At 70.1% G+C, this 12747-nt stretch carries 11 protein-coding genes, 2 tRNA genes and 1 riboswitch; of the genes, 3 read left to right on the forward strand and 10 right to left on the reverse strand.

The features are described 5' to 3' along the window. Positions 1–90 precede the first annotated feature (90 nt). The 4 genes from ACIQI8_RS28330 to ACIQI8_RS28345 all read right to left on the reverse strand — a co-directional run bounded on the left by ACIQI8_RS28330 (position 91) and on the right by ACIQI8_RS28345 (position 4213). Positions 91–1128 (reverse strand): M23 family metallopeptidase, encoded by a 1038-nt coding sequence (locus tag ACIQI8_RS28330; protein WP_402356096.1) that lies wholly within the window; start codon positions 1126–1128, stop codon positions 91–93. A gap of 10 nt (positions 1129–1138) precedes the next feature. Beyond that, positions 1139–1296: riboswitch (cyclic di-AMP (ydaO/yuaA leader) on the reverse strand. A gap of 311 nt (positions 1297–1607) precedes the next feature. Continuing rightward, a tRNA-Met gene (locus tag ACIQI8_RS28335) sits at positions 1608–1684 on the reverse strand. 63 nt (positions 1685–1747) lie between these two features. Continuing rightward, entirely contained in the window at positions 1748–2869 is a 1122-nt protein-coding gene (locus ACIQI8_RS28340; protein WP_402357883.1) for an alginate lyase family protein, read from the reverse strand. A gap of 213 nt (positions 2870–3082) precedes the next feature. After that, a complete protein-coding gene (locus tag ACIQI8_RS28345) occupies positions 3083–4213 on the reverse strand; it encodes a dihydrofolate reductase family protein (protein WP_402356099.1) in 1131 nt (376 codons plus the stop codon). Positions 4214–4302: 89 nt separating this feature from the next. Here ACIQI8_RS28345 and ACIQI8_RS28350 point away from each other — a divergent pair, with 89 nt between their 5' ends. Further along, on the forward strand, positions 4303–4818 hold the full coding sequence (locus ACIQI8_RS28350) for a MarR family winged helix-turn-helix transcriptional regulator (protein WP_402356102.1): 516 nt from the start codon (positions 4303–4305) through the stop codon (positions 4816–4818). Between the two features lie 115 nt (positions 4819–4933). Further along, positions 4934–5575: a GTP cyclohydrolase II gene (gene ribA / locus ACIQI8_RS28355; protein ID WP_402356105.1), complete on the forward strand. Its 642-nt coding sequence runs from the start codon at positions 4934–4936 to the stop codon at positions 5573–5575. A gap of 46 nt (positions 5576–5621) precedes the next feature. Here the strand turns inward: ribA and ACIQI8_RS28360 are convergent, their stop codons facing one another. After that, positions 5622–6812: a histidine kinase gene (locus ACIQI8_RS28360; RefSeq protein WP_402356108.1), complete on the reverse strand. Its 1191-nt coding sequence runs from the start codon at positions 6810–6812 to the stop codon at positions 5622–5624. 170 nt (positions 6813–6982) lie between these two features. Here ACIQI8_RS28360 and ACIQI8_RS28365 point away from each other — a divergent pair, with 170 nt between their 5' ends. Next, positions 6983–8248, forward strand: coding sequence for an acyltransferase family protein (locus tag ACIQI8_RS28365; protein WP_402356111.1), 1266 nt, complete (start codon positions 6983–6985; stop codon positions 8246–8248). Here the strand turns inward: ACIQI8_RS28365 and ACIQI8_RS28370 are convergent. The 5 genes from ACIQI8_RS28370 to ACIQI8_RS28390 all read right to left on the reverse strand — a co-directional run bounded on the left by ACIQI8_RS28370 (position 8245) and on the right by ACIQI8_RS28390 (position 12711). Further along, positions 8245–9534, reverse strand: coding sequence for a serine hydrolase domain-containing protein (locus tag ACIQI8_RS28370; RefSeq protein ID WP_402356114.1), 1290 nt, complete (start codon positions 9532–9534; stop codon positions 8245–8247). The genes ACIQI8_RS28365 and ACIQI8_RS28370 overlap by 4 nt on opposite strands. 121 nt (positions 9535–9655) lie before the next feature. Further along, on the reverse strand, positions 9656–10042 hold the full coding sequence (locus ACIQI8_RS28375; protein WP_402356117.1) for a GntR family transcriptional regulator: 387 nt from the start codon (positions 10040–10042) through the stop codon (positions 9656–9658). Next, positions 10035–10823, reverse strand: a complete 789-nt coding sequence (locus ACIQI8_RS28380; protein ID WP_402356119.1) for a hypothetical protein — start codon at positions 10821–10823, stop codon at positions 10035–10037. The genes ACIQI8_RS28375 and ACIQI8_RS28380 overlap by 8 nt, the downstream gene beginning before the upstream one ends. Before the next feature lie 168 nt (positions 10824–10991). Further along, positions 10992–11067, reverse strand: a tRNA-Lys gene (locus tag ACIQI8_RS28385). A 108-nt stretch (positions 11068–11175) separates the two neighbouring features. Further along, complete coding sequence (locus ACIQI8_RS28390) at positions 11176–12711, reverse strand: amino acid permease (RefSeq protein WP_402356122.1); 1536 nt, start codon at positions 12709–12711, stop codon at positions 11176–11178. Between the last annotated feature and the right edge of the window lie 36 nt (positions 12712–12747).

Consider the following 12747-nt stretch of genomic DNA (forward strand, 5'->3'; position numbering starts at 1 on the left):
GTGAAAGCCGCAAAGTTCCCGTAAACAAGCGGAGTCCGCTGTTCCGGGAACCTGGCGACGACTGCCGGCGCCTATGGGTGGCGCCCTGTGTCAGGGGGTGAGGCCCTTGCTGCGCAGCCACGTCATCGGGTCGATGCCGTCGGCCTGGCCGTTCGGGTGCACCTCCAGGTGCAGGTGCGCGCCGGTCACGTTGCCGGTGGCGCCCACGCGGCCGATGACATCGCCGGTGGCGACCTTCTGGCCCACGCTCACGCCGATCGACGACTGGTGGCAGAACCACAGCTCCGTACCGTCGTCGAGGGTGAGGATCGTGCGGTAGCCGTACGAGCCCGCCCAGCCGGCCTCCGTGACCGTGCCGCTGTGGATGGCCTTGATGAGCGTGCCCGTGGGGGCGGCGAAGTCGAGGCCCGTGTGGTACCCGGAGGACCACAGGGAACCGGCCTGCCCGAAGGTGCCGGTGATCGTGTACGAGGCGACCGGCAGCCGGTACTGCGTGGCCAGCTCCACCAGTTTCGCGGCCTCGGCCTTCTTCTTGGCCTCCGCCTCCGCCTTCTTCTTCGCGGCGGCGGCCTTGGCGGCAGCGGCCTTCTCCGCCTTCGCGGCGGCCTCGTCGACCTGCTTGGAGAGGGAGGCCTCGGTGGCGTACTGGACCTTGCTGTCGACCTGGACGCGCTGCGACTCGGCCTGCGCCATGATGCGGTCGCGCAGCACCTCGCCGGCATCCTTGGTGCCCTGCGCGGTCTCCGTGGAGGTCACGCCGACGCTGCTGAGCGCGGTCGCGGACCCCTTGACGGCGGGGCTGGAGGTCTCGCCGAAGACCGAGCCGACGTTGGGCAGGTCGGGCACGGAGATGGAGACCGGCGGCTTGCCGGTGTTGGCGCTGGCCATGCCGCCCGCGCCGACGGCGGCTATGACACCGACGCCCAGAACCGTGGAGCTGCGGGCGAGTCCCCCGCCGCGCTGCTTGGAGACGCGGTGGCGACCGCGGTTGGGGCGGACGGAATCCTCGGTGGGGTTCCATTCCTCCCAAGGGCCCTCGTCGGTGCGGGGTCCGCCGTAGCCGAAGATCTCGTTGTCACGCTGGCTCGGCACGAACGGGGCCGCCGGGGCAGGGGGGTTGGACGCCACCTGGGCGTACTCCTTCCTTCCTTCTCGCCTACCGGGTTAGCTGACGGGTTCGGAGCAGGAAGGTCTCCTACGCGCGTAAACCGGTCGTGCGTACACGACGGACTACGTGCGATTCACCCCAAGTTGGTGGTTCCCCGGTTCCCTTGCGGGATTCGGCACGTGCGCACGGAGCCGACTCTTGTGACGGCTGGGACGACCGCGCTGCGTTATCGAACGTTAATAGACACGGGGTGGGGATTCCAAGCTGTTCGGCTTGATCATTAACGTTTTCACGCAGGACGTTCAGGCCATGACCGGTGAAATTCGGGCGAGTTGACCAAGCCCGGGAATGCCTGGAGGTGTTGACGGTATGTCAGTTGCTGCGCGGAGGGCGTTCACCTGCTCACCGGGCGTGACAACAGCCGAAGTGAGGAGCGGGACGCGCGCGGGAAAAGACTCAGGGCCGGAGTCCGATGATCCGGACTCCGGCCCTGGGCCGTTGGTAGCGGGGACAGGATTTGAACCTGCGACCTCTGGGTTATGAGCCCAGCGAGCTACCGAGCTGCTCCACCCCGCGCCGTTGTGTTCTCCACTGTACGCCATTCGCGGGACGGGAGTGACCAAGGAGCAGCCGGGCCGGTCAGGCGGCCGGGTTTCCGGCGTGGGTCAGGGTCTCCCAGGAGACGAAGAGATCGTCGGTACCGGCCGGGCGGGTCTCCTCGGCCAGCTTGTGGGCGGCGGGGACGGAGCCGCCGAGCCGGTCCTCCAGGTGGTTGAGGGCGACCTCCAGGTCGGGACCCATGTTCCGGTCGACCTTGCCACCGCACAGCCACGCGGGCGGGTTCTCGCCCAGCTGGTAGCGGGCATGGAGGGCGAGGGCCGCGGTCAGCCGGTCCTTGACCTCGCCGTACAGGTCGACGCCCTGGTGCCAGGCCGTCTCGGCGATGTGCGCGGTGGCGGCGAGCGAGTAGCCGACGTGCTTGAAGTTGCGGCAGGTCTCCTGCGCGACGCCGTCCTTGTACGTCCCCTGCCTGAACCAGTACGTCGTCAGCTTCTGCGGCGTGTTCATGGTCGAGCCGGCCACGGTGAGCGGGACCTTGCCGTCCTTCTCCAGGTAGAAGTAGGCGGGCACACGGTCGCGGAAACGGGCCAGGGCGGCGTCGAAGGCCTTGTGGTCGTTGGTGAAGACGGCGATGCCGATCGCCGCGTCGGTCATCGCGAGGTCCCAGTTGCCGTTGTAGTCGGGCAGCTTCTCGGTGACGAGCGGCTGATAGGCGGTCCGCAGCATCCTCTCGAACCGCGCCACCCGGTCGGCAGGCCACCCGGCCCCCGGCGCGTACCGCACGATCTCCGCCGCGCGCGTCCATGTCGACCCGGCCCACGCGGTCTGCAGCCCCGCGTCCTCCTCGGAGTGCCGCTTGATCTTCGCCGACCAGGCGTCCATGATCTCGCGCGCCTTGAGCGCGTGCTCCTGCTTGCCGGTGACGCTGAAGAGCAGTGCCTGCGTGTACGCGGCGATCGCGTCCTCCCGCTCCTCCACACACCCCTGCGCGACCTTCCCGCCCCAGGGACAGTCGACGTTCTCGTACGGCTCGGGCCGGTACTTGTACGACCCGTACTTGCTGTCGCGCATCGCCAGGAACGCCTTCAGCCACGGCTGCTTCCCGGCGGTCACGTTCTTTCGTACGGAGTCCAGCTGCGCCTTGCTGACGAGCACGCCGGGGTGGGTGAACGTGGCGTCCGGGGGGAGGGCGCGGGCCATGGTCCGGGTACCGGTGTCCGTGCTGCCGCACGAGGCGAGGGTCACGGCGAGAAGGGGCGCGATCAGGAGCACGGCGGCTCGTTTTCGGGATGGCCTCACTGCTACCAGTACCTCCGCTTGTGTCCGTTCGGGGTCTCTCGCAGAGTGACCGCTCGGGGAGTGGGGCGCAGGATCTGTTGGGCCGATCGGACCGACGGAGCAGTGGTGCGGACGTCAGGCCAGGAGGTGGGAGTTGGGCGCCTTCGCCCGCTCCTCGTACTCCGGGATCACGACCACCTCGGCACCCTCCGCCGCCAGCAACCCGTTCCCGTCCGCCGCCGTCACGAAGGTGTCCGGCTCGCGCCACGCCGTCACCACCCGGCGTACCCCCGCGTCGAGGATGAGCCGGGCGCAGGGCTTGGGGCGGGAGGCCCGGTGGGCGCAGGGTTCGAGACTGCTGTAGATCGTGGCGGAGGCGAGACGCGGGTCGGTGGGGGCGAGCTTGGCCAGGGCCGCCTCCTCGGCGTGGACCACCGGGTCGCCGTCCTCGCGGGAGTGGCCGCGGGCCAGTTCCGTGCCGTCGGCGGCGACCACGACCGCGCCGACGCTGAAGGCGGTGTCGGAGGGCGGGCACTGGGTGGCCAGTTCGCAGGCGAGGCGGAGCCAGTGGTGGTCGGCGGCGGTGGGGAGGGGGCCGGTGCCGGGGGCGGTGGGCTCGTAGCGCATGAGGACGACGTCCTCGATCCGCCGGGTTTCGAGGAGTCGGAGGCGACCGGGCTGGTAGGGGCCCGGGCCGAAGAGGCGGGGCGCGGTCGGGGTGCCCACGAAGAGCGGGGACAGGACCAGGTGGAGTTCGTCCGCGAGGCCCTGCCGCAGGAGCTGGGTGTGGATCGTGCCGCCGCCCTCGACCATGAGGCGGTCGATGCCGCGTGCCTCGTGGAGGTGGGTCAGGAGTTCGCGCCAGTCCAGGTCGGGGCCGAGCGGGACGACGTCGGTGGCCAGGCCCAGGGCGTGCGCCCGGTCGGCGCCCTTGTCCGTCGTGTACAGGACCTTCTCGCCGCCCGTGTGCCAGAAGTTGGCGGCCGGGTCGAGGTCGCCGGTGGCGCTGACCGTGACCTTGAGGGGGTACTCCGGCCGGCCCGAGGCCACGCGGGCGGCGCGACGCTCGGGCGAGTTCACCAGCAGGCGGGGGTTGTCGGCGCGGATCGTGCCGGCGCCGACCAGGATCGCGTCGACGGACGCCCGTACCTCGTCGACGCGGTCGAAGTCGGCCGGGGAGGAGAGCAGGAGGCGCTCGGGGCCGGTGTCGTCGAGATAGCCGTCGAGGGAGACGGCGGCGGACAGCAGGACGAACGGGTGGGGCATCGACGCGCTCTCTCTGCGAGACGGAGCTGGGTTCGAGCTCTCTCAAGGCGGGGCTTGGTTCAAGTTTGAAACAAACCTACACTGGTCCCATGACGACTCGCTGGCTCACTCCCGAGGAGCAGCGCGCATGGCGCGCGTACATCGCCGCATCGCAGCTCCTGGAGGACGCGATGGACCGGCAGCTCCAGCAGGACGCCGGCATGCCCCACCTGTACTACTCCATCCTGGCCAACCTCTCCGACGTACCGGACCACCGGCTGCGGATGACCGATCTCGCCGGGCGGACGAAGATCACCCGAAGCCGGCTGACGTACGCGGTGACCCGGCTGGAGAAGGACGGTCTGGTACGGCGTGAGGGATGTCCGTCCGACAAGCGGGGCAGCACCGCCGTGCTCACCGACGCCGGTATGGAGACCCTGGTGCGGACCGCTCCCGGGCACGTCGAGACGGTCCGCGCGGCCATCTTCGACCACCTCACCCCGGAACAGGTGGGTCAGCTGGAGGAGATCAGCGCGGGGATCGTGCGGGCGCTGGAGGGCGACGGGTCCGAGGCCACGCGGGAGGACGTCCCGTGGCGCCGCCGGTCGTCCTCGCCCTGTTCGTGAGCAGGCTCACAAACCCGTTGCTTCAAATTTAAAACATAGGGTAGGGTCCGTGACCATGGATCTGCTTCAGTTTTGAAGCAGATCGGTACTCGTCCACCGGACCGGGAGAACCCGCATGCCTGACTTCCCTGCCGCAACGCCGCGCTCCCGCGTCCGGGTCCCGCTGCGCTTCCAAGACGGCTACAGCGTCGACTCCGAGATGGTCACCTTCCACGGCCTGACCGACGGCCAGGAACACGTGGCGGTCGTCCTGGGCCAACCGGCCCCCGGCACCACCCCGTTGGTCCGCCTGCACTCCGAGTGCCTGACCGGTGACGTCTTCGGCTCGGCCCGCTGCGACTGCGGGCCGCAGCTGCGCGAGGCGGTGGAGCGCATAGCCGACCGCGGCGGCGTCCTGCTCTACCTGCGCCAGGAGGGCCGGGGCATCGGTCTCTACAACAAGCTCGACGCGTACGCCCTTCAGGACCAGGGCCTGGACACGTACGAGGCGAACGCGGCCCTGGGTCTGCCCGAGGACGCCCGCGACTACACGGCGGCGGCGCAGATGCTCCGGTCCCTCGGGATCGACGAGCTGGACCTGCTGTCCAACAACCCGGACAAGGCCGACCAGTTGCGCTCCCTCGGCATCGCCGTCCGCGACCGCGTCCCCACCGGCGTCTTCAAGACCGCGCACAACGTCCGCTACCTGCGCGCGAAGGTCCTCCAGACCCACCACACGCTGCCGCTGGGCCAGTTGACGGAGCTGAACGCGGGCTGACGGACTCGACGGGGCCGGTCGGGGCGGGCCCCGCGGTGCACGCGGGTCACCACACGCAGGGCAGCCGCACCTCGATCACGGTGGGGCCGCCGACCGGGCTGGACAGCTCCACGGTCCCGTCGAGCGCGGCCACCCGCCGCCGCATGCCGAGCAGCCCCGAGCCGGTCGTCTCGTCGGCGCCGCCGCACCCCTCGTCGGCCACCCGCACCCGCAACCCGCGCTTCATCCGGGCGAGTCGGACCGAGGCCCGGGACGAGCCGCTGTACTTGGCGGCGTTGGTGAGCGCCTCGGCGACGACGAAGTAGGCGGCGGCCTCGACGGCGGCCGGCGCCCGCACCCCGTCGTCCTCCAACCGCTCGACCTCCACGCTCACTTGGAGCCCTCCCCCACGCTCGGCTTCGCTCGCGCGGGGGGACCCCAACCCGGCGGCGAGCGCGCGCACCGCCCCGACCAGACCGCGGTCGGTGAGGATCGGCGGGTGGATGCCGCGGACGACGTTCCGCAGGTCGGTCAGCGCCTGTTCGGCCTGCGCCTGAGCCTCGTCCAGCAGCTTGCGTCCGGTGTCCGGGTCACGGTCGTAGGCGCGTCTGGCGAGGCCGATGCGCAGGGACAGGGCGACCAGGTTGGCCTGGGCGCCGTCGTGCAGATCGCGTTCGATACGGCGCAGTTCGGCGCCGTGCGCCGCGATGGCGTCGGCGCGAGTGGCGGCCAACTCCTCGACGCGCGCAGCGAGTTGGGTCTTGGGAGACGGCTTGAGGAGAGCGGTCGACCAGTCGGCCTCCAGGTCCGCGATCCGCGTGATCAACGGCAGCACGACCGGCGCCCGCCGCAGCAGCCCGCTCCGCACCCCGTCGACGACCAGCCCGAGCGGCCACAGCGGCAGGGCGAGGACGATCAGAGCACCGTAGAAGTAGTCGGCGACCATCCACCGGAAGTCGGTGAACGTCCCCGGATCGCGTACGGCGATCCGGATCCGCTCCCGCACGGTCCCGGTGATCGGCTGGTACGCCTCGGGGATCCGCTGCCCGGTCCAGGCGGCGGTCATCCCCCGCTTGGCCCCGGCGATCCGCCGGATGAGGAGCACCGTCTCCGGCAGCAGCCACGCCCCGACCACCGCGAGCGTGCCGACGGCGGTGATGAGCAGCACGGTGATGAAGATCCACAGGCCGCACGCCATCAGGGCGACGAGGAGCAGATGCCCTGTGGCCCGGGCGGCCCGCCGCATCGTTGTCCTCATACGGCAACGCTAAGCGACGGGGGCGGTGGGCGCGGTGCAGTGGGCTACACCATGCGACCTGGTGGGAGCGGGCTCCCGGGCACCCCTCGAAACCCCCACGCGCGCCCGTTGAACGGCTCGCCCAATTGCGACGTATCAGTCACTGTGGGTGGCACCGGGCTGAGCGTTCGGTGCCGTACGAAGGGGGCCCAGCGATCTCACCGGAACCGAGCCGATCCGTCAGCACGCTCGACGTCGACACGCTCGACGTAGGCACGCTCGACGCACCCGTGGTCCCGGCACCGCAACGGGACGGCGGCGCGCCGGAAGCACGGGTCCCCCGCCACGTGCCGGGCCTGGACGGCCTGCGCGGCCTGGCCGCCCTCTACGTGGTCCTGTTCCACTGCTGGCTGCTGGCCTTCCCCGGTTTCCCGCGCAACTCGGGCCCGTCCTGGCTGGGTTGGCTCATGTACGGCCGTCTCGCCGTCGTCTTCTTCCTCGTCCTGTCCGGCTTCTCCCTGGCCATCTCCGCCGCCCGCAACGGCTGGCACCCCGGCGGCACGGCCCGTTTCCTCAGCCGCCGCGCCTGGCGCATCCTGCCGCCGTACTGGGCGGCCCTCGTACTGAGCGTGGCGGTCGCCTACTTCGTCGTGCCCGCCTCGCGCTTCGGCCCGCCGACCCTCAAGACGGTCGTGGTGTACGGCCTGTTGGCCCAGGACGTGGCGACGGCACCGACCCCGAACGGGGCGTTCTGGTCGATCGCGGTGGAGGCGGAGCTCTACCTGCTCTTCCCCCTCCTCCTCTTCATCCGGCGACGCCTGGGCGCGGTCGTCCTGGTGACGGGAGTGACCCTGCTCGCGGTCGCCCGCGGCCTCATGGCGACGAACGCGAACCCGGTCGAGGGCATGAACTGGCTGACCCCGAACCTGGCCCCGGTCTTCGTGGCCGGCCTGGTCGGCGCCGGGATCGTGGTCGCACGGGACCGGATCCGACGGCTGCCGTGGCACTGGCTCGCCGCGCTGGCCGCCGTACCGCTGCTGTCCGTGATGGTCGTCAAGGGCTCGACCTGGACGGTCAGCCACTACTTCTGGGTGGACCTGGCCGCGGCCCCCGCGATGACGCTGCTGCTGGTGGCGGTGGCGACGGGCCGCCCGGTGTGGCTCATGAGTCTCCTGTCCACGCGCCTCATCCGCGGCCTGGGCGACATCTCGTACAGCCTCTACCTCATCCACCTGCCGATCGTCATGATCGCGGTCCGCGAGATCGCGCCCCGCGTGGTCTCCCCCGGCCTGCCGACCTTCGCCGTCACGGTTCTGCTGAGCGTGCCGGCGTCGCTGCTGACGGGGTGGCTGTTCGCCCGCTTCTTCGAGCTGCCGTTCAAGCGGAACAGGTCGTGGCGGGCGCTGTCGATGTCGATGCGGGGCGCGCGGGTCACCAGGCCCGAACGCGTCGGCTAGTCCTTCGGCGAACCCTTGGCAGGCGCGGCGCAGAGGGCGTGGTCCACCAGGGTGCCCGTGGCACGGTTGAGAGCGGCCAGGTCGGGTGGCGCGGTGGTGGTCGTGAGGGAGACGGTCACCGCGCGGGTGCCGTCCGCGCTGACGGCGGGGCGGGTGTTGACGCCGGCGCCGTCGCCTTCGTGGGTGTAGTAGAACCCCCCGCAGGAGAGCGGAATCTCACGCAGCCCGAGGCCATAAGTCCCTACGGGCATCTCGGCCAGGTCGTCGGGATCATCGGTCCGCTCGACGGTCGTCCGCATCTCGCGCCACTGCGCGGCGGGGAGCAGCCGGCCGCCGGCCAGGGCGCGGAAGAAGGTGTTCAGATCGGCGGTCGTACTCACCACACCGGAGTCCGCGGTGTGCTGAAGGCTGTGCTCGGTGACGTCGAGGCGCTTGCCGTCGGGGGTGGTCAGGTAGGCGTTCACGTGCGGGTCGGGGAGGCGGGGGTCGGCTCCGGGGATGGAGGTGTCCCGCAGGCGCAGTTTCCTGATCACCCGGTGCTCGACCAGCTCCTCCCAGCTCGCGCCACCTGCCTTCTCGGCGATCATCCCGGCGAGCAGGTAGTTGGTGTTGGAGTAGGCCCACCGGGTGGCTCCGCCGGGCGCGGGCATGAAGGCGGGAGGGTGCTTCATCGCCACCGCGACCAGATCGGCGGCGGGCGTGGTGTCGTACCGGTTCTCGTCGAAGTGGTTGATCAACCGGTCCTGGATCTCCGGGTCGTCGATGTAGTCGTACAGCCCGCTGGTCTGCCGGAGCAGGTCGCGCACGGTGATACGGCGGCCGTCGTTGCCGTTGCCGGAGACGACCCCCGGCAGCCAGTGCTCAACGGTGTCGTCGAGCGACAGCCGCTTCTCGGCGACGAGTTGGAGGACGACGGTCGCGGTGAAGGTCTTCGTGGTGCTGGCTACGCGGAAGTGGGAGTTCCAGGGGATGGGGGCGGGGGAGTCGGCGGTGCGGGTGCCGATGCGGGCCATGAGGGGGGCGGTGCGGGATCCGTCGACCCTGGCCAGGACGTTGACGTCACCGCCGCCGGCTGCGCGTACGGCGGCGAGGTCTTGTTGGAGGGTGGCTCGGGTGTAGGGGTGGTGCGGGGCCGAGTGGGCGGCACTGCCGGCGGTCGCCGCCGCGGTCGCGGCCATGGGCGACGCCAGTACGAGCAGGGCCGCTCCGAGTACGACGGCCGCGGTCTTCTTGGACGACTGAACCGGCTGAACCGGCTGAATGTGCTGAACCTGCTGAGTCTGCATGATCGAATCCCCCGTCGCTGTGGTCCTGATCCTGAACGGTGACGATCACCAGCGAACCGCATCGGCGGGGCGGGGAGGATGGGGGTGTCCTCCGGGTTCTGGGTGTACTCAGGTGCACCTTTCACCCCATGTCCGGGCCGAGGGCGTCGCGGACGGCGGCAAGGACGGCCTCCGTGTCGGCACCCAGCGCGCGGGCGGAGAAAGCGAAGTCACGTGCGAGGGCCACGAGTTGGGCGGCATGGTCATGAGCCGGGCGGGCGGGCGGCGCCGCGACCCGTGAACCGGCTCCCCGACGCGTGCGGATCAGGCCCTCGGCCTCCAGCTCGCGGTAGGCACGGGCCACGGTGCCCGGCGCGAGGCCGAGATCCGTGGCCAGCTGACGCACGGTCGGCAGCCTGTCGCCCTCGACCAGCCGGCCGGTGACGATCAGAGCGGCGAGCTGCGCCCGGATCTGCAGGTACGGCGGTACAGGGCTGGTGGTGTCGACGCGTAGGGCAGGCTCACTCACCGGTGCGGTCCCCTTCCGGCACGTCGTCGACGGCCCGCGGGGCCACCACGGTGAGCAGGGACCAGACGACGGTGAAGAGGTTCACCAGGGCCAGCGGGTAGAACACCCAGAAGGTGAGTGCGCCCGTCGCGCCGGCGCAGCCCGTCTCCATGAAGGAGATGGTGACCATCAGCACCGCGTACAACTGCTGGCTCGACACGAGCAGGCCCCAGGCCCCGGTCACCGCCCACGCGCGGTTGCGACGCTGCTGCTCCCCGCCTGGTCCGTGCGCGATGCGGCGCAGTGCCCACACACAGGTAGGGGTGGCTATGGCGAGCGCGCCGAACATCGGAAGGCTGTAGTACAGGCCGGGCCAGGGGCCCAGGGTCGCCGGAATCCCGTTGCAGGCGACGGTGAGGACCTTGCCCCTGCTGAGGACACGGCCGGAGTCGACGGAGGCCGTGGCGGCCGTGATCGCCAGCAGCACGACGAGCGTGACCCCCTGGAGGGCGATCAGGGGACCCATGCGTGGGGGCACGTGGTCTCTGACCATGCGCGGGGCGAGACTCGCGGTGCGTACCGCCTCCTGGGGAAGCAGGGTCAGCGCGTCCGCCAGAAGGACGCCAGCCACCGTGCACACCCCGAAAGCCGTGATGCAGAACACGACGCGCTGCTCGAACTCGACCTGCCCGAGTGCCGACAGCGCCTGTGCGGCCATGATGCCGATGGCGAGGCCGGACCAACGGGCGTACTGATCGGCGTGATCGAGGAATCTCTGCTGGAACGGGACGGCGTCGAGCATACGGAGGTCCCCCAGATCATCTTGTACCAAGCGGCGAGTACAAGATGGCCTCGGACGACCCCTTGTGTCAAACGCTTGGTACAAGAAGGAGCCCCTGCCAGGAGAGCGACACCGGGGCCAGAAAAAGCTGCGCCCCCAGCTCGAACTACCTCTGAGCCGGGGGCGAGTTGGTAGGCCCTGTGGGACTCGAACCCACAACCAATGGATTAAAAGTCCACTGCTCTGCCAATTGAGCTAAGGGCCCAGGCGATGTTGCCTCCCCGAGCATAGCGGGACGTGGCCGTGTCTCCGATCGGGTATCGGGGACACGGCCGCGTCGGGCGGCTGGACAGGGGGCGAAAGATCCGGTCCGTTACGGATCCACCTTTTCCGGCGCGCCCGAACGCGCCGCCTCCCGTGCCTTCGTTCGTGCGTGTTCCGGGTTCAGGAACCAGTGCCGAGCCGAAGCCACCCACCACACCCACGCGAACCCGAGCACCACCAGCACAGCGATCGGCGCGTAGTTGAAGGTCTCCCAGGTGACCGGTGAGACCTGGGGCAGCATGAACAGGATCGTGATGACGACGACCCACACCACCGAGACCACCCCGATCACCCGCGACCAGCGCCCCAGATGCCACGGCCCCCGCTGGAAGCCCTCGCCCTTGCGCAGTCGCAGCAGGGTCGGGATGACGTACGCGATGTAGAGACCGATGACCGCGACGGACGTCACCGCCGCGTAGGCCGTGTAGTTGATCAAGTACGGAAGGCCGAGAACCAGCGCTCCCCCCGCCGCCAGCCACACCGCCGCCACCGGCGTCCGCGTGCGCGGGCTCACCGTGTGCCAGACCCGCGAGAACGGCAGCGCGCCGTCGCGCGAGAAGGCGTAGATCATGCGGCTGTTGGCCGTCACCGACGCCATCCCGCAGAACAACTGCGCCCCGATGACCACCAGCAGGAGCAGCTTGCCCGCCGTCGCGCCCAGGGCGTCCAGGAGGATCTGGGCCGGCGGGGCGCCCGTCGCGGACCCCAGCTCCTTGTCGTAGTCCTGGATCGCGTACGTGAAGCCGAGCAGCAGGACGAAGCCCGCTATCCACGACGTCCAGATCGAGCGCACGATTCCCTTCGGGCCCGCCGTCGACGCGTCGTGGGTCTCCTCCGTCATATGGGCCGACGCGTCGTAGCCGGTGAAGGTGTACTGGGCCATGAGGAGGCCGATCAGGACCACGTACACCCCGCTCCCCCAGCCCGTGTTGTTCACGAACTCGGTGAAGACGAAGGTCGTCGACTGGTGGTGGTCCGGTACGAAGGCCAGCGCGCCGACGATCACGCCGACGCCCAGCACGTGCCACCACACGCTCACGCTGTTGAGGAGGGCGACGATACGGACGCCGAAGGTGTTGAGGAGGCCGTGGAGGATCAGGATTCCCGCGAAGAGCAGGATCGTCCGGCCCGGCGTCACCTTGAAGTCGAACTGCAGGTTCAGGTACGCGCCCAGGAAGTACGCCGCGCCGAAGTCGATGCCGGCGGTCACCGCGACCTGGCCCAGCACGTTGAACCAGCCCGTGAACCACGCCCAGGCGGCCGCGGTGCGGGGTGGCGCGAGGCGGTGGGCCCAGAAGTACAGGCCCGCCGAGGTCGGGTACGCCGAACAGATCTCGGCCATCGACAGGCCGACGAACAGCGTCATCAGGCCGACCGCGACCCAGCCCCAGGTGATCACGGCGGGGCCGCCCGTGTTCATGCCGAAGAGGTAGAGGGTCAGGCAGCCCGACAGGACCGAGATGATCGTGAAGGACACCGCGTAGTTGGAGAACGCCGACATGCGGCGGGCGAGAACCTGTGTGTAGCCGAGCTGGGCCAGTCGTTCTTCGTCAGACAGCCCACTCGCTATGGCGTCATCTGTCATGCCCCCAGCAATTCCCCCGCCAGGGGCGTGACACAC

Origin of the sequence: Streptomyces sp. NPDC092369, assembly GCF_044755245.1 — a bacterium.
Taxonomy (GTDB): domain Bacteria; phylum Actinomycetota; class Actinomycetes; order Streptomycetales; family Streptomycetaceae; genus Streptomyces.